This window comes from Pseudomonas bharatica (assembly GCF_048586865.1).
Lineage (GTDB): Bacteria > Pseudomonadota > Gammaproteobacteria > Pseudomonadales > Pseudomonadaceae > Aquipseudomonas > Aquipseudomonas bharatica.
Window position 1 is genome coordinate 139,897 of the sequence record NZ_JBMAWR010000011.1, and the last position, 14,561, is coordinate 154,457.

The window sequence follows — 14,561 nt, forward strand, 5'->3', positions numbered from 1 at the left end:
TCCTCGTTCAGGGTTGCAGCTCGCGCACCGGCCGGACCTCGACGCTGCCCACCCGCGCGGCCGGAATGCCGCGGGCGATGTTCAGCGCTTCGTTGAGGTCGCGGGCTTCCACCAGGTAGAAGCCGGCCAGTTGCTCCTTGGTTTCGGCGAAAGGGCCGTCGGTCAGGCTGGTCTGCCCGCCACGTACCCGCACCGTGGTAGCGGTCTGCACCGGTTTGAGTGCTTCGGCGGCGAGCATCCGGCCGCTGTCGTGGATGGCATTGGCGTAGGCCATGCACTCGGCATCCGCCGGGCTCTCGGGCAGACCGTGCAACAGGGTTTCATCACAGTAGACCAGGCACAGGTATTTCATGGTGTTCTCCGACGCGGGGTCAGGGCTTGAGATCGAACAGGGCCTTCTGGGTTTGCATGTCGAAGGGCGCGGACCAGTGTTCATGGATCACCTGCCACTGCCCGCCGGTGCGCCGGTAGCCCACCGAAGCGCGCATGAAACCGCACTGGCTTTCGTCGTCTGCGGGCCCGCAGCGGTTGAGCCAATGGGCCAGGGCCAGGTCACCGCTGGCGTGCACGGTCAACTGCGCTACCTCGAAGACCATCGGCCCGCTGCACAGGCCCATGCACATCTCCCAATGCGCCGTGTAGTCGGCCTTGCCCTTGAATTGCAGGGCCTGGATGGCGTCGAAGGCGACGATATCGTCAGCGTAGACCGCGACGATGGCGGGCAGGTCGCGCTCGCGCACGGCCTGGATCCAGCGGTCGATGAGTTGACGGATTTCCTGTTCGGCTGCGCTGTTCATCGGTATGTCCTCATGGCAGTGATTGGCGCCGGGAAAATCCGGCGCCTGCAGCATTGGTCGAACGGAAGCCCGAGGAATCGACAGCCCAAGGAAAAAAGCGAAAAAAATCTGCCCGCCTCGGCGGTAATCATCGCTTGCGGTATCTGCCGCTTCCCGGCTAGTGTCGCCGCGTTGCGTGCTTCGGAGACCTCGGCAGATGGCATTGATCAGCCAACCTTTGCGGGCCTGTGGACTGGTCGAATCGTCCTGGGTACGGGCCACCGGCGCCGCCTGTTTCGAGCGCCATACCCACGACGAGTATGTGCTGGGCGCGAACCTGAGGGGACATGAGCGGATCTGGCTGGAGGGACGCACCCTGGAGGTACCGGTTGGCGCGATCACGCTGTACAACCCGCTGGCGGTGCAGGCGTCGGAGTTCGCGGCGCCAGGGGTGGAATACATCAGCCTGCACCTGGCGCCACAGGCACTGGAGCAGGTAGCGCGGGAGAACAACCTGAAGCCCTTTTGCGCTATGCCGCGCTTCGAACAGGGCGTGTTCCAGGATGCCGGGCTGTACCGCGCCATCGTCGATTTCGCCAGGATCGACGATGAACAACCGGCTCATCGCGAAGAAGCCCTGCTTGCGCTGCTCGGACAATTGCTCCAACGCCCCACCGGCCCCGCCGGAGAACAAAGCCAGGCCCTGCGCCTGGCCATACAATGCATGCGCGACACCCCGCACGCGCGCCTGGCCCTTGAAGACCTGGCTGCGGTGGCAGGGCTGAGCAAATACCACTTCGTGCGCTGCTTCAAGAATGCTACCGGGCTGGCCCCGTTGCAGTACCACATGCAATTGCGCCTGAGCGAAGCGCGCCGGCGCTTGCGGGCTGGCGAGCATCCCGCCGAGGTGGCACTGGGCCTGGGCTTCTATGACCAGAGCCACTTCATCAACGCATTCCGCCGGGTCATGGGCATGACCCCCAATCACTATTGGCAGGCGTTCAAAGCGCCGGGGCAAGGATGAATTCGTTGTAGCCGGACACGATCACGTAGACCGCGAAGTAGCAGAAGATCCCTGCCGACGCCAGGTATGACCAGGTCAGCAGGCGGTCGCCGAGGAGCCTGCCGCCATGGCTGGCGGCGCCGCACAGGGTCACGCACCAGAGCACCCCGGCGCAGAAGAACCCACCGAGGAACAGGCCCGCTTGCAGCGCCCCGCCTGCGCCCGAACGGGAGATCAGTACCCCGCCCACCGCCGCGAACCAGAGAATCGCGCTGGGCGAGGACATGGCCAGGAAGATGCCGCGCAGGAACTCGCGCCAGGGCGATTCGCGCACCACTTCCCGGGTAGTGTCCAAGTGGGCATTGCCGCGCAGGGCCGCCCACAGCATCTTCACCGCGAACCACACCAGCAGCAGCGAACCGCCGATCCACAGGGCCCAGCGCACGCTCTCGAATTGCAGGAGCACGGTCATCCCGGCCAACGCGGCCAGGGCATAGAGCAAATCACCCACGCAGGTCCCCAGCCCCAACCACATGCCCTGCCAGAAGCCGCGCTGCATGGCCAGGGTGATCATGGCGATATTGGCGATGCCGATGTCGAGACAAAGGGAAAGGGAGAGGAGGAAACCGTTGGAAAAGGGCATGAAGGAAGGGTCCGCTACCGGCTGATGATCGAGGCAGCCGGTATTTAAGCGGATTGGGGTGGGGGTGTATTGGAAGAAATTGCGGATCAGGCCAGCGCGGCTCGCTCGAATACCTCGTCGGCCCACTGGTTCAGGCTTTTGCCTTGCTTCTGGGCCGCTATCGTCGCAGCTGCATGGACTTCCGGACGAATACGCAGCATCACCTTGCCCGAGGCAGGCTTTTCCGGAGTTACGCCCTGCTCCGCACAATCCGCCAGATAGTCTTCCAGCGCCAGGCGGAACTCCTCGTGAAGCGCACTAACCGAACTGGCGTGAAAACTGATGATGTCCCGGATACCCAAAACCCTGCCAACGAAGATGTCGTCGCGGGGATCATATTCGACCCGGGCCGAATAGCCCTTGTAAGTCATGCTGCTCATATATGAACTCCTGCCTGCAGAAGAAACTCCCGAGCCTCTTCGACCTGATAACGCTTGGCCTCCTTCCCTGGATGCGGCCGATAGCAACGCCAGTGGTGCTGCCCTAGCACAAGCTTCACCCTCGACCCCGCGCGTTCATGCACCGAACCTCCCAGATAAATGATCAGGGCTTCGATATCGGCGAATACCAGCGAGGTGCTGGTAGGCGACCGAAACAGGGATTCAAGGGTTTTGCGATGTCGATTCTGCATCGGTGAATGCTATCAAAATAAGATAGCACCTTTTCCCTGGAGTTCATTCAAGACTTTTCAGCCCTCCCCCAATACCCGCGCAAACATTCCCCTGTCGATATTCGCCCCGCTCAACACCACCGCCACCTTGCGCCCCTGCTGTCGCCCGCATTCCTGATACAGCGCGGCCAGCCCCGCCGCGCCGGCACCTTCGGCGGTGTTGTGGGTGTCTTCGTGGTAGATGCGGATCGCCTGCCCGATCTCCTCGTCAGTGACCCGGACAATCCGCGCCGCGCCCCGGCGGATGATTTCGAACGCTTCCGGCTGCGGTATCCGGCAGGCCATGCCGTCGGCGAAGGTATCGGCGGTTTCGGTGGTGACGATCCGCCCCGCCTCGACACTGCGGGCAAAAGCATCGGCCGCACTGGAGACCACGCCGATGATCTGCGTATCCAGGCCGAGCAGGTCACGGGTGCGGATCAAGCCGCAGATCCCCGAGCCCATGCCGATCGGCACATACACCGCATCCAGCCCGGCCACCGCCTCGAACAACTCCAGGGCATAGGTGGCGACCCCGCGGATCAGGTCCGGATGAAACGGCGGCACGCTTTCGAATCCGCGCTCCTGCGCCACCCGCGCCGCCTCGGCCCGGGCCTGGTCGAAGTCGGCGCCATGCTCGATCAATTCGGCGCCCAGGGCGCGCATCGCTGCGTTCTTTTCCGGGGAATTGCCTTGAGGGACGACAATCACGATAGGCACCCCGGCATTACGCGCCGCCAGGGCCATGCTCTGGCCATGGTTGCCCCGCGTCGCCGTGACCAGGCCGCGGGTCTGCGGCGCCCGCGCCAGCAGCGACTGCACGTAGAGCAAGCCGCCGCGTACCTTGAAGGCGCCGGTCGGTGCATGGTTTTCATGCTTGACCCACACCTCGCAACCCAACCTTTCCGCCAGGCGTGGCCAGGCATATTGCGGGGTGGCGGGCACCTGGGCACGGACCAGGCGGGACGCTTCGCGCAGGGCAGGCAGGTCGAACATGGAACACCTCGGATCGGCTTGGAATTGACCCGATCCTGGGCGCCGCGCATTGTATGGGTCAAACCTTATATTGCATGGCCAACAATAAAATCATGTGGACCCCGACCCTCCCCGACGACGCGCAACCCCGCTACCTGGCCCTGGTCGAGGCGATCGCCCGGGCCATCGAACAGGGTGAACTCAAGGTGGGCGAACGCCTGCCACCGCAACGTCGCCTGGCCTGGGCCCTGGGCCTGAATCCGAGCACCACCCAGCAGGCGTATCGCGAGGCGGCGGCGCGACACCTGGTGTCCGGCGAGGTCGGCCGGGGCACCTACGTGCTGGCGGGGAGCAAGGAGGCGACGCTGTTTCGGCTGAAACAACGCGATCATGAGAGCACCTGCATCGATCTATCGACAAACGTCCCGGTCGTGGACGAGCAAGGGCAGGATCTCGAACAGGCCCTGCGCCATGTTCTCCACCAGGGCCCGGCCCACGGCCTGGAACATTACCTTGGCGCCGAACAGTTGCTGCTGGGCCGGCTGCAGGGTGCGAGCTGGCTTAACCTGCGCGGCCTGCAACTGACGGCCAGCCAGATACTGCTCTGTGGCGGCGCGCAACAGGGCGTGTTCAGCGTCCTGCTGTCACTCTGCCAGCCCGGCGAGGCGGTGATGGTCGAAGCCCTGACCGCCCCGGGGATCAAGGCGGCCTGCCGGCAACTGCGCCTGCCCTTGCACGGCATCGCGATGGACCACCAGGGCATCCTTCCCGACGATCTCGACCGCGTGGCCCGTGCCAGCGGCGCCCGGGTAGTGGTCCTGACCCCGGCGCTGCACAACCCCACAGGCGCTAGCATGGGCGAACGACGCCGGCGTGATATCGCCGCGGTGGTCGAGCGTCTCGACTTGCTGCTGGTGGAAGACGACGTCTATGGCGCCCTGGGCGACGAGCCACCGCTGCTGCCGCTGCTCGGCGCCCGTGGCCTGCTGGTCAGCAGCCTGTCGAAAACCGTCTGCGCCGGCATGCGCCTGGGCTGGATCGCCGGCGATGAGCATTTGCTGGCGCAGATCGATCCCCATGCCCAGGCTACCCACTGGCAGATCGCCCCGCTGATGCTGGGCATCGCCGGACGCTGGATCGATGATGGCACTGCCGCGCGCAAGCTGGCCTGGCAGCGCGAAGAGGTGACCCAGCGCTGGCGCCTGGCCCAGCGTCTGCTCGGGGCCGGGATGCAACCGGCAACGCCATCGCCGCATATCTGGTTGAACGGGCCGCGCCCCGGTGATGTGCTGGCTGCCGCCTGCCGCGGCAAAGGCGTCGAGGTGGTGCCGGCCCAGGTGTTCGCGGTCAAGCAGGGGCAACTGCCAGCCGTGCGTGTCAGCCTCACCGCCGCGCGCAGCCGGGCCGAGCTGAAACAGGCGCTGGAACGCATCGCGACGGTGTTCGAGGAATTCACAGCGCAGGATCCGGAGTGACAACCATGCCTACCCGCCTACACTCCAGCGCCATGGACGAACGTGAAGCTTTCTACCAACAGGCCAGCGAACACCTGCGCCAGCAGGGTCCCGCCTGGGCTGCACATATCGAGGCCATTGGCCCTTGCCAGCATGTACCGCTGCCTACACGTGACCCGTACCAGGCACTGGTGCGCGCCATCGCCTACCAGCAGTTGCATGCCAAGGCCGCGGAGGCGATCCTCGGGCGATTCCTGGCGCTGTTTCCCGGGCAGGCGTTTCCGTCTCCCGAACAGTTGCTGGCGACCACCCCGGAACAACTGCGTGCCTGCGGCTTCTCGGGGCGCAAGATCAGTACCGTGCAGGCCGTGGCCCAAGGCCGGCTGGACGGCCTGGTGCCGGATCACGACGAGGCCCGGCTATTGGAGCATGAGGTGCTGATCGAGCGCCTGACCCGGCTGCCCGGTGTTGGTCGCTGGACCGTGGAGATGCTGCTGATCTATACGCTGGAGCAGATGGATATCCTGCCGGTGGACGATTTCGGGGTGCGCGAGGGGTATCGGCGGCTGCATGGGCTGGAAGCGCAGCCGACGCGCAAGCAATTGCTGGAACTGGGTGCGGCGTGGAGTCCGTACCGGACGGTGGCGGCGTGGTACCTGTGGCGGGTGCCGGCGAGGGGAATTTGAAAGCAAGCGGCGGAGTTTTTGAAAAGTTCCGCCACTTTAGGCTTCAAGCCAGTTACATCCCTGAAGCACGACCGCGCCCCCTGTGGGAGCTGGCTTGCCAGCGATGAGGATGGTGGATTCACTATTGCAATCGCTGGCAAGCCAGCTCCCACCGGGACGGTGGCGACCTGACTATTGGAGACATGCCCATGCGCCGTGAAAAAACCGCCATCACGGAATCCGACCCTCGCTGGCAAGCACTGCTCACCCGCGACGCCTCCGCCGACGGCACCTTCGTCTATGGCGTGCGCACCACCGGCGTGTACTGCCCACCGTCCAGCCCAGCGCGCCGGCCGAATATCGAGAACGTGGAATTCTTCGACACGCCCGCCGCCGCCGAAGCCGCCGGCTACCGACCGAGCAAGCGCCGCGGCAGCGACCAGGGCGAGCTGGCACGCCAGCACGCCGCCCAGGTAACCCGGGCCTGCCAGTTGATCGAGAGCGCCGAGGTCGAGCCCAGCCTCGAGCAACTGGCCGGCCAGGTGAACATGAGCCCGTATCACTTCCATCGTGTGTTCAAGCGCGCCACGGGCCTCACGCCCAAGGCCTACGCCAGCGCCCACCGCGCGCGCAAGCTGCGCAACCAGCTGCACCACGCCAATTCCATCACCGAAGCGGTGTACGAAGCGGGGTTCAACGCCAATAGCCGTTTCTACGAGTCGAGCAATGCCCGTCTCGGCATGACGCCGGGCACCTACCGCGCGGGTGGCGTGCATACCGACATCCACTTCGCCATCGCGCAGTGCTCGCTGGGCGCGATCCTCATCGCGCAAAGCACCAAGGGCATCTGCGCGATACTCCTGGGCGATGATCCCCAGGCACTCTTGCAGGACCTTGAAGATAAATTCCCCAAGGCCAACCTGATCGGCGCCGATCAAGGATTCGAGCAGTTGGTGGCGCGGGTGGTGGGCTTCGTCGAAGCCCCGGGCATCGGCCTCGACCTGCCCCTGGACCTGCAAGGCACGGCCTTCCAGGAGCGGGTCTGGCAGGCGCTGCGCGAGATCCCGCCGGGCAGTACCGCCAGCTACGCCGAGATCGCCGAGCGTATCGGCGCACCGAAGGCGGTACGCGCGGTGGCCAAGGCCTGTGGCGCCAACAGCATCGCGGTGGCGGTGCCCTGCCACCGGGTGGTGCGCAGCGACGGCAATTTGTCTGGCTATCGCTGGGGTGTGGAACGCAAGCAGCAACTTCTGGAGCGAGAGCGGCGCTGAAACCTATTCATTACATTAATCACATCAATCTATTTATTCGAACTATAAAGCCACCCATTAAAAAGCCCCGCGACTGGCGGGGCTTTTTAAACGACTTGAAAGGTTATCAACCCTGGCTGCAACCATCGCCCATCACCCGGTATTCGACAGTGTGGCGCTTGCCTTGATGATCTTCATAGACCATGGTAGCCGGAACCACCTCGCAGACATTGGCGACTTTCGACAGGCTGATGACCTTGGCGATATCCAGCTTGGTGCCGTAGGTGTACTGCTCGACCTGGGGCTGTGCGGCCTGGTCGGCAAGGGCGAACGAAGAGACGGCGAGCAGGGCTGCTGCAATTAATGCTTTCATGATTGTGGGCCTTTAAAGCAATCGAACCAACAGATTGACTTCATATGCCTGAGTGGCCGGAGAAGTTGTCATTTCAACTAAGCAAACATGACACGAAGTACCGATCCCGTTGGAACTTCCGAGTGGGGATGCACTTAGTCTACTGATCTGCTAAGTTCCTTGAATCACCAAGACTGACATTCACTGTTACGAAACTCGCAATAATTGCGCTCAACCCTTGCCCGAGGGGATACGCTGCAAATCCCGCCCCGGAGCCCTTCGCCTGTGCCAGAACGCCATCCAGCCCGCTGCAGCCGTCTTACCGCCACCGAGCGACCGCTACTGAACAAGTTCTACAAGACCCAGGGGTCGGCCATGCGCGCCAGCGAAGGTGGCGAAGCCTGGGTCGTGCGGACGGGGGAGATCGTTGCCGCGCTGAATCTCACACCGGTACCGGGCGGACAATGGCTGACCGGCCTGCTGGTGGCTTTTTCCTGGCGGGGGACAGGGATGGCGAGACGCTTGATCGAAACGGCCTGCGCCGAACAGTGCACCTGGCTGTTCTGCCATCCGGACCTGCAAGGCTTCTATGAACGCCTGGGCTTCGAGGTGACCGAAGCGCTGCCACAGGCGCTGGCCGATCGCCTGGCCCGCTACCGGCGCAGCAAGTCGCTGCTGGCGATGTACCGCAGTCAGTCGTCGGTGGCCGGGTCGAGCCCCGGGAACAGCACCTCGGTGTAGCCGAAACGGCTGAAATCATGGATGCGCGAAGGGTACAGGCGGCCGATCAGATGGTCGCACTCATGCTGTACCACCCGTGCGTGAAAACCCTCGGCGGTTCGCCGGATCGGTTGGCCGTGGGGATCGACGCCTTCATAGAAGATGCTCTTGTAGCGGCTCACCACGCCACGCAGCCCGGGTACCGACAGGCACCCTTCCCAGCCTTCCTCCAGCTCGGTGCCCATGGGCGTGATCAGCGGATTGAGCAGGATGGTCTGCGGCACCGGCTCGGCATCCGGATAGCGCTCGCTGCGCTCGAAACCGAAGATCACCAGTTGCAGGTCGACGCCGATCTGCGGCGCCGCCAGGCCCACGCCACCGACATGGCGCATGGTCTCGAACATGTCGTCGATCAGTTGCTGCAGCTCGGCACTGCCGAACAGCTGTTCGGGGACCGGCGGGGCGATGCGCAGCAGGCGCTCGTCGCCCATCTTGAGGATTTCACGAATCATGGGTGGTTCGGCTCGCAGGTTCTGTTTCGACGGCCGGGGCGTGATCGCGACCCAGCCCGGAAACCTGGTTTGTAGCACGTTCCGGGGCGCCGTCGCCGGGATGTTTTTCCCCCGGGTCCTTGCCCTCCTGCGACATATGCTCGATTACCGCGTTCATCTCCGCGCCCAACAGCAGCACCGCCGCAGAAATGTAGAAGTACAACAGCAGGACGATGATCGCCCCGATGCTGCCGTACATGGCGTTGTAGTCGGCGAACGTCTTGACGTAGTAGCCGAAGCCCAGGGAGGCGATGATCCACACCACCACCGCCAGCACCGACCCCGGGGTGATGAAGCGGAACTCCTGCTTTACATCGGGCATCACGTAGTAGATCAGCGCCACCGCCACCATCATCAGCACAACGATGGCCGGCCAGCGGGCCACGGTCCAGATGGTCACGATGATGTCTTCCATACCCACCTGCGATGCCACCCAGCTCATCACCTGCGGGCCCAGCACCATCAGCGCCGCCGCGGCCAGGAGCATGCCGGCGATGCCCACGGTGTAGAAGATCGACAGCGGGATGCGCTTCCACACCGGACGCCCTTCGATCACATCGTAGGCGGCATTCATCGCGCTCATCATCAGGCGCACGCCGGCGGAAGCGGTCCACAGGGCGATGACGATACCCACCGAGAGCAGGCCGCCCTTGGATTGCTGGAGCTGATCGATCACCGGATTGACCTGCTCCAGCGCCTGCGGTGGCAGGACCAGTTCCGATTGCAGGCGCAGCCAGGAGAAAAAGTCCGGCAGGTGCAGGAAACCGATCAGGGCAATGAGGAACAGCAGGAAGGGGAACAGCGAAAACAGCATCTGGTAGGCCAGTGCCGAGGCGTAGGTGGACATCTCGTCGTCGAGAAACTCCTTGACGGTTCGCACCAGTACGCGGTGGACCGGCAGACCGCGTAAATGGGTAAGTCTCATTGGCGTCTCCTTGCGCTGCCCCAGGCTCAGTTACAAAACAGTCTAATAGACCCTGTTCACAAGGTCGCGATTCCGTCTGCCGGGTAAAAAAAACGGCCATCCAGGGATGGCCGTCTCTTTATGGCCCGCAGGCCGGTCAAGGCTTTTTCACGGCATCCTTGACCTTGCCCACGGTTTGCTGGGCTTCGCCCTTGAGCTCCTGGGCCTTGCCTTCGGCGCGCAGGCGATCGTTATCGGTCACCTTGCCCACGCCTTGCTTGATATTGCCGACCGCTTCGTTGGCCATGCCTTTGACTTTGTCTTTGGTGCCACTCATGGGATTTCTCCTTGAAGGTATGTCGGAATCGACAATGAGTGGAGTATCAGGCGAAGCGGGGAGTTTCATTTATTTTCATCCGCGCAGATCAAGAGCACTGCGAACAGCAGCTTTATGTTTCAGCCCATTCCCCGCAAAATACCCGACCTTTCCAAGCGTCACTCGCAGGACACCCGCATGAAACTCGACAAGACCACCGCCATCGCCCGCCGCAACGAGGCGCTGGGGACTCCGGTACTGAACAGCGACAACACCCTGTTCGCCGTCCTGGACAGCAAGCGCAGCCTGTGGTGGTTCGATATCCCGGTGGCCTGGCTGCGCAAGAACAGCGACTTCGTCAACCTGCTGCTGCACAGCCCCGAGACCGACAAGCTGCAGCATCTGAAGATTCCGGTGCGCGACCTGCGCACCCATCAGGAAAAGATGGAAGTACGCAATCCGGGCAAACGTCGCTCCACCATCAGCCTGGCCCTGTCGGCCGACCGTGACTCGCTGCTGCGCGACCTGCGGCCCGGTGGCGAGAACCTGGACTTCTCCGGCTATCGCCAGCGCTGAACCGGAGCTGCCGGATCAGGGCAGCTCGATGCGGTTGTCATGGATGACGATCTGGCCGCTCTTGTACAAGGCGCCGATGGCCTTCTTGAAGTTGCCCTTGCTGACCCCGAACAGGTCGCTGATCACCTGCGGGTCGCTCTTGTCGCTCACCGGCAGCACGCCATCGGCGGCCTTCAGCCGGGCGAGGATCTGCTCGTGCAGGCTGCTGGCGGCGCCCTCGCCCACCGGCTGCAGGCTCAGGGCGATCTTGCCGTCGTCGCGGATTTCCTTGATGTAGCCCTTTTCCTGCTTGCCTGAACGAAGGAACTTGAACACCTCGTTCTTGTGGATCAGGCCCCAGTGCTGGTTGTTGATGATGGCCTTGAAGCCCATCGGGCTCTGTTCCACCACCAGCAGGTCCACTTGCTGGCCGACCCGGTAGTTGGCCGGGGTCTTGTCCAGGTAGCGATCGAGCTTGGCGGTCGCGGTGATGCGCCGGGTGCGACGGTCGAGGTAGACGTGCACCACGCAGTACTCGCCGGCGCGCATCTGGCGTTTTTCCTCGGAGTACGGCATCAGCAGGTCCTTGGGCAGGCCCCAGTCGAGGAAGATACCGATGCTGTTGATCTCCACCACCTTGAGGCTGGCGAACTGGCCGACCTGGACCTTGACCTTGTCGGTAGTGGCGATCAGCTTGTCCTCGCTGTCCAGGTAAACGAAGACATTCAGCCAGTCGTCCACCTCGCTCGGCGTGTCCTTGGGGATGTAGCGCTTGGGCAGGAGGATCTCGCCCTCCGGACCGCCATCCAGGTACAGACCGAAGTCCGTGTGCTTGACCACCTGCAAAGTGTTGTAACGCCCAACTGAAGCCATGTTCGAAATCCTCGCTGCGAGGCGCGCATTCTACACGCGATCGCGGCCGATCACCCTGCGCTTCGGCACTTTCAGTGCTGGAAACAGCCACGAGGGCATCGCCTTGAACCCCTCGGGTCAAAGCTGCTCTATAAACACTGAGTACGCCAACGCAAGGACGCCGACCATGTCCGCTCGTCTATCACGCTGCCTGCGCCCGTTCCTGCTGGTTTTCACCAGCCTCCTGCTGCTGTCCTGCACACGCCTGGACCTGGCCTACCGCAACCTGGACGTGCTGGTGCCCTGGTCACTCGGCGATTACCTGGACATGAACCGCCAGCAGAAGAACTGGCTGAACGAGCGGCTCAAGGAAGAACTGTCCTGGCACTGCAAGACCCAGTTGCCCGGCTACCTGGCCTGGCTCGACAACATCCGCCAGATGGTCACCAGCAACCAGGTCACCGACCAGCAGTTGCAGCAACGCACCGTCGAAGCCCGTGCGGCCATCGCCCGCGTCGCCGAGCAGATCACCCCGTCGGCCGCGCAATTGCTGCGTGGCATGGATGACCAGCAGGTGCGCGAGATGCGCGAGAACTTCGCCAAGGACATCGAGGAGCGCCAGGCCAAGTACGTGAAGACACCGTTGTCGCAGCAGATCGCCGAGCGCGGCGAACGCATGGAGAAACGCCTGTCGCCCTGGTTCGGCGGGCTCAGTCCGCAGCAAAAGGCACGCGTGGCCTCATGGTCGGCGCAACTGGGCGAGCAGAACCGCGCCTGGATCGCCAACCGTGCCCACTGGCAGGCCCAGTTCAGCAACCTGATGGACCAGCGCCACAGCGACAACTTCGAACCGCGCCTGGGCGAACTGCTCAAGGACCGCGAGCGCTTCTGGACCCCGGAATACCGCGTCGCCTTCGCCAATACCGAGGAGCAACTGCGCAGCCTGCTGGTGGACCTGATGGCCCAGAGCAGCGAGCAGCAGCGCCAGCAGCTGGATCAGCGGCTGGGCAAGGTGCGCAAGGATTTCAGTGAGCTGAAGTGCCTTAAAAGCTAAAGGGTCCGATCCTTGCGCCGGTACGGGAACACATCGATCACCTTGCCGGCGCGGATCTTGTCCTGCAGCCCCTTCCAGTAATCGGCGTCGTATAGCTCGCCATGCAACTGGCTGAACAGCCGGCGCTGGCCAATATCGGCGAACAGGAACGGGGGGAATTCTTCCGGGAACACATCATGCGGGCCGATGGAATACCACGGCTCGCTGGACATTTCGTCCTCGGGGAAACGTGGCGGCGGAATATGGCGGAAGTTGGCCTCGGTGAGGAAGGTGATCTCGTCGTAGTCGTAGAACACCACCCGGCCATGACGGGTGACACCGAAGTTCTTCAGCAACATGTCGCCCGGAAAGATATTCGCCGCCGCCAATTGCTTGATCGCCAGGCCGTAGTCGTCCAGCGCCTCGCGGACCTGGGCGTCGTTGGCGTTTTCCAGGTACAGGTTAAGCGGGGTCATGCGCCGCTCGGTCCAGCAATGGCGGACCAGCACGGTATCGCCTTCCAGGGCCACCGTGGACGGAGCAACCTCGAGCAACTCCGCCAGGCATTCCGGCTCGAACTTGCTCACGGGGAAGCGGAAATCGGAGAACTCCTGGGTATCGGCCATGCGCCCGACCCGGTCGACGCTCTTCACCAGCCGGTATTTTTCGATCACCGTGGCGCGGTCGACGTTCTTCGACGGCGAGAAGCGGTCCTTGATTATCTTGAACACGGTATTGAAGCCCGGCAGGGTGAACACGCTCATGACCATGCCGCGCACGCCCGGGGCCATGATGAAGCGATCGTCGGTGCTCGCCAGATGATTGATCAGCGCCCGGTAGAACTCCGACTTGCCGTGCTTGTAGAAACCGATCGAGGTGTACAGCTCGGCAATGTGCTTGCCCGGCAGGATGCGCTTGAGAAAACCGACGAACTCCGCCGGCACCGGTACATCCACCATGAAGTAGGAACGGGTGAAGGAGAAGATGATCGACACATCGGCTTCGTCGGTGATCAGCGCATCGATCTCGATACCCTGACCCTCGCGGTGCAGCAGCGGGATTACCAGCGGCCACTGTTCGTCGCGGGTAAAGATGCGCCCGACCAGGTAGGCGCCCTTGTTGCGGTACAGCACCGGGGAAAACAGCTCGACCTGGAGTTCCGGGTCCTTGCATACCCAGTCCGGCAGGTGCTCGCGCAATTGCGTCTCCAGCCGCGCCAGGTCGCCGGGCAGGTCGGCGTAGGGCACGCCGAACCGATAGTCTTCGAAAATCGTCGCCAGCAGGCCGGCCAACTGCCCATCGGGCCGGTAGATGCGGGTCTGCGCCGCGCGCTCGTGAGCCCGTAGCGAAGGCCGGGTGGTGTGGATGAACATGCAGCCGTCGCTGATCAGGTCGTGGCTGAACAGGCTGCAGAAGATCGAGTTGTACCAGGTTTCCGCCAGCTCATCGTCCAGGCGCGGGTCGATCAGCCTGATGTAGGCGCTTTTCACCAGCGGCCACAGCGAGACGTCCAGCAACACCTCGTCCTCGAATGCCTCGCGCAGGCCCGCACTGACTTCGGACACCTTCTCCTCGTAGAGGTTGATCCGCGCCGCCGCCGCGCTCTGGATCTGCTGCCAGAGGGCCTGTTCGAAACGCTCGCGGGCGCCGTCGGTGATCTGGCGGAAATGCTCGCGGTAATTGTCGAAACCTTCGAGGATCATCCGGGCGATATCGGCGGCCGGCCATTGCTGGGGCATATCAGGACCTCTGGCAGAAGGACGAAAACCTGAGAGTAACCGGGGCGCTTCGTGCTGCACAGGGGTACACTCCGTTCCCCGTTCG

General features: G+C 63.3%; 18 protein-coding genes. 7 read left to right on the forward strand and 11 right to left on the reverse strand.

Annotated features, from left to right (window positions below; genetic code table 11):
• Positions 1 to 7 precede the first annotated feature (7 nt).
• Entirely contained in the window at positions 8 to 352 is a 345-nt protein-coding gene (locus ACKLLE_RS14820) for a YciI family protein (protein WP_009405200.1), read from the reverse strand.
• A 19-nt stretch (positions 353 to 371) separates the two neighbouring features.
• Positions 372 to 797 (reverse strand): YybH family protein, encoded by a 426-nt coding sequence (locus tag ACKLLE_RS14825; RefSeq protein ID WP_420058369.1) that lies wholly within the window; start codon positions 795 to 797, stop codon positions 372 to 374.
• 196 nt (positions 798 to 993) lie between these two features.
• Here ACKLLE_RS14825 and ACKLLE_RS14830 point away from each other — a divergent pair, with 196 nt between their 5' ends.
• Positions 994 to 1,800, forward strand: a complete 807-nt coding sequence (locus ACKLLE_RS14830) for a helix-turn-helix transcriptional regulator (protein ID WP_420058370.1) — start codon at positions 994 to 996, stop codon at positions 1,798 to 1,800.
• Here the strand turns inward: ACKLLE_RS14830 and ACKLLE_RS14835 are convergent.
• From ACKLLE_RS14835 to ACKLLE_RS14845, 3 genes are all read right to left on the reverse strand, one after another.
• Entirely contained in the window at positions 1,778 to 2,422 is a 645-nt protein-coding gene (locus ACKLLE_RS14835; protein WP_064301918.1) for a LysE family translocator, read from the reverse strand. The genes ACKLLE_RS14830 and ACKLLE_RS14835 overlap by 23 nt on opposite strands.
• A gap of 86 nt (positions 2,423 to 2,508) precedes the next feature.
• The gene (locus ACKLLE_RS14840; protein ID WP_420058371.1) at positions 2,509 to 2,841 is read right to left on the reverse strand and encodes a type II toxin-antitoxin system HicB family antitoxin; all 333 of its coding nucleotides are present in this window, start codon (positions 2,839 to 2,841) and stop codon (positions 2,509 to 2,511) included.
• A gap of 308 nt (positions 2,842 to 3,149) precedes the next feature.
• Complete coding sequence (locus ACKLLE_RS14845) at positions 3,150 to 4,106, reverse strand: threonine dehydratase (protein ID WP_420058372.1); 957 nt, start codon at positions 4,104 to 4,106, stop codon at positions 3,150 to 3,152.
• A 92-nt stretch (positions 4,107 to 4,198) separates the two neighbouring features.
• Here ACKLLE_RS14845 and ACKLLE_RS14850 point away from each other — a divergent pair, with 92 nt between their 5' ends.
• From ACKLLE_RS14850 to ada, 3 genes are all read left to right on the forward strand, one after another.
• The gene (locus tag ACKLLE_RS14850) at positions 4,199 to 5,560 is read left to right on the forward strand and encodes an aminotransferase-like domain-containing protein (RefSeq protein ID WP_420058386.1); all 1,362 of its coding nucleotides are present in this window, start codon (positions 4,199 to 4,201) and stop codon (positions 5,558 to 5,560) included.
• Positions 5,561 to 5,565: 5 nt separating this feature from the next.
• A complete protein-coding gene (locus ACKLLE_RS14855) occupies positions 5,566 to 6,225 on the forward strand; it encodes a DNA-3-methyladenine glycosylase family protein (protein WP_420058373.1) in 660 nt (219 codons plus the stop codon).
• Positions 6,226 to 6,413: 188 nt separating this feature from the next.
• Positions 6,414 to 7,475: a bifunctional DNA-binding transcriptional regulator/O6-methylguanine-DNA methyltransferase Ada gene (gene ada, locus ACKLLE_RS14860; protein WP_420058374.1), complete on the forward strand. Its 1,062-nt coding sequence runs from the start codon at positions 6,414 to 6,416 to the stop codon at positions 7,473 to 7,475.
• A gap of 106 nt (positions 7,476 to 7,581) precedes the next feature.
• On the opposite strand, the gene ACKLLE_RS14865 is transcribed toward ada, so the two are convergent.
• Complete coding sequence (locus ACKLLE_RS14865) at positions 7,582 to 7,827, reverse strand: DUF2790 domain-containing protein (protein ID WP_420058375.1); 246 nt, start codon at positions 7,825 to 7,827, stop codon at positions 7,582 to 7,584.
• A gap of 264 nt (positions 7,828 to 8,091) precedes the next feature.
• On the opposite strand from ACKLLE_RS14865, the gene ACKLLE_RS14870 reads away from it, so the two are divergent.
• On the forward strand, positions 8,092 to 8,547 hold the full coding sequence (locus ACKLLE_RS14870) for a GNAT family N-acetyltransferase (protein ID WP_420058376.1): 456 nt from the start codon (positions 8,092 to 8,094) through the stop codon (positions 8,545 to 8,547).
• Here ACKLLE_RS14870 and def read toward each other — a convergent pair.
• From def to ACKLLE_RS14885, 3 genes are all read right to left on the reverse strand, one after another.
• A complete protein-coding gene (def, locus tag ACKLLE_RS14875; RefSeq protein WP_064301914.1) occupies positions 8,499 to 9,038 on the reverse strand; it encodes a peptide deformylase in 540 nt (179 codons plus the stop codon). The genes ACKLLE_RS14870 and def overlap by 49 nt on opposite strands.
• A complete protein-coding gene (locus ACKLLE_RS14880; protein ID WP_420058377.1) occupies positions 9,028 to 10,002 on the reverse strand; it encodes a YihY/virulence factor BrkB family protein in 975 nt (324 codons plus the stop codon). Before ACKLLE_RS14880 ends, def begins: the two co-directional genes overlap by 11 nt.
• A 136-nt stretch (positions 10,003 to 10,138) precedes the next feature.
• Entirely contained in the window at positions 10,139 to 10,318 is a 180-nt protein-coding gene (locus ACKLLE_RS14885; protein ID WP_420058378.1) for a CsbD family protein, read from the reverse strand.
• A 177-nt stretch (positions 10,319 to 10,495) separates the two neighbouring features.
• Here ACKLLE_RS14885 and ACKLLE_RS14890 point away from each other — a divergent pair, with 177 nt between their 5' ends.
• Positions 10,496 to 10,873, forward strand: a complete 378-nt coding sequence (locus ACKLLE_RS14890) for a hypothetical protein (RefSeq protein ID WP_009405215.1) — start codon at positions 10,496 to 10,498, stop codon at positions 10,871 to 10,873.
• A gap of 15 nt (positions 10,874 to 10,888) precedes the next feature.
• Here ACKLLE_RS14890 and ACKLLE_RS14895 read toward each other — a convergent pair whose 3' ends face one another.
• On the reverse strand, positions 10,889 to 11,725 hold the full coding sequence (locus ACKLLE_RS14895) for a CvfB family protein (RefSeq protein WP_009405216.1): 837 nt from the start codon (positions 11,723 to 11,725) through the stop codon (positions 10,889 to 10,891).
• Positions 11,726 to 11,891: 166 nt separating this feature from the next.
• Here ACKLLE_RS14895 and ACKLLE_RS14900 point away from each other — a divergent pair, with 166 nt between their 5' ends.
• Positions 11,892 to 12,758 (forward strand): DUF6279 family lipoprotein, encoded by an 867-nt coding sequence (locus ACKLLE_RS14900; protein ID WP_009405217.1) that lies wholly within the window; start codon positions 11,892 to 11,894, stop codon positions 12,756 to 12,758.
• On the opposite strand, the gene aceK is transcribed toward ACKLLE_RS14900, so the two are convergent.
• Positions 12,755 to 14,476, reverse strand: a complete 1,722-nt coding sequence (gene aceK / locus ACKLLE_RS14905) for a bifunctional isocitrate dehydrogenase kinase/phosphatase (protein ID WP_064301910.1) — start codon at positions 14,474 to 14,476, stop codon at positions 12,755 to 12,757. The genes ACKLLE_RS14900 and aceK overlap by 4 nt on opposite strands.
• Positions 14,477 to 14,561 lie beyond the last annotated feature (85 nt).

Bases quoted from the DNA above. Each gene is read 5' to 3' on its own strand.
- ACKLLE_RS14900 (WP_009405217.1), top strand. From the start codon at position 11,892: ATGTCCGCTCGTCTATCACGCTGCCTGCGCCCGTTCCTGCTGGTTTTC.
- ACKLLE_RS14855 (WP_420058373.1), top strand. From the start codon at position 5,566: ATGCCTACCCGCCTACACTCCAGCGCCATGGACGAACGTGAAGCTTTC.
- ACKLLE_RS14865 (WP_420058375.1), bottom strand. From the start codon at position 7,827: ATGAAAGCATTAATTGCAGCAGCCCTGCTCGCCGTCTCTTCGTTCGCC.
- aceK (WP_064301910.1), bottom strand. From the start codon at position 14,476: ATGCCCCAGCAATGGCCGGCCGCCGATATCGCCCGGATGATCCTCGAA.
- ACKLLE_RS14845 (WP_420058372.1), bottom strand. From the start codon at position 4,106: ATGTTCGACCTGCCTGCCCTGCGCGAAGCGTCCCGCCTGGTCCGTGCC.
- ACKLLE_RS14895 (WP_009405216.1), bottom strand. From the start codon at position 11,725: ATGGCTTCAGTTGGGCGTTACAACACTTTGCAGGTGGTCAAGCACACG.
- ACKLLE_RS14890 (WP_009405215.1), top strand. From the start codon at position 10,496: ATGAAACTCGACAAGACCACCGCCATCGCCCGCCGCAACGAGGCGCTG.
- ACKLLE_RS14840 (WP_420058371.1), bottom strand. From the start codon at position 2,841: ATGAGCAGCATGACTTACAAGGGCTATTCGGCCCGGGTCGAATATGAT.
- ACKLLE_RS14825 (WP_420058369.1), bottom strand. From the start codon at position 797: ATGAACAGCGCAGCCGAACAGGAAATCCGTCAACTCATCGACCGCTGG.
- ACKLLE_RS14835 (WP_064301918.1), bottom strand. From the start codon at position 2,422: ATGCCCTTTTCCAACGGTTTCCTCCTCTCCCTTTCCCTTTGTCTCGAC.
- ACKLLE_RS14880 (WP_420058377.1), bottom strand. From the start codon at position 10,002: ATGAGACTTACCCATTTACGCGGTCTGCCGGTCCACCGCGTACTGGTG.
- ACKLLE_RS14830 (WP_420058370.1), top strand. From the start codon at position 994: ATGGCATTGATCAGCCAACCTTTGCGGGCCTGTGGACTGGTCGAATCG.
- ACKLLE_RS14850 (WP_420058386.1), top strand. From the start codon at position 4,199: ATGTGGACCCCGACCCTCCCCGACGACGCGCAACCCCGCTACCTGGCC.
- ada (WP_420058374.1), top strand. From the start codon at position 6,414: ATGCGCCGTGAAAAAACCGCCATCACGGAATCCGACCCTCGCTGGCAA.
- ACKLLE_RS14820 (WP_009405200.1), bottom strand. From the start codon at position 352: ATGAAATACCTGTGCCTGGTCTACTGTGATGAAACCCTGTTGCACGGT.
- ACKLLE_RS14885 (WP_420058378.1), bottom strand. From the start codon at position 10,318: ATGAGTGGCACCAAAGACAAAGTCAAAGGCATGGCCAACGAAGCGGTC.
- def (WP_064301914.1), bottom strand. From the start codon at position 9,038: ATGATTCGTGAAATCCTCAAGATGGGCGACGAGCGCCTGCTGCGCATC.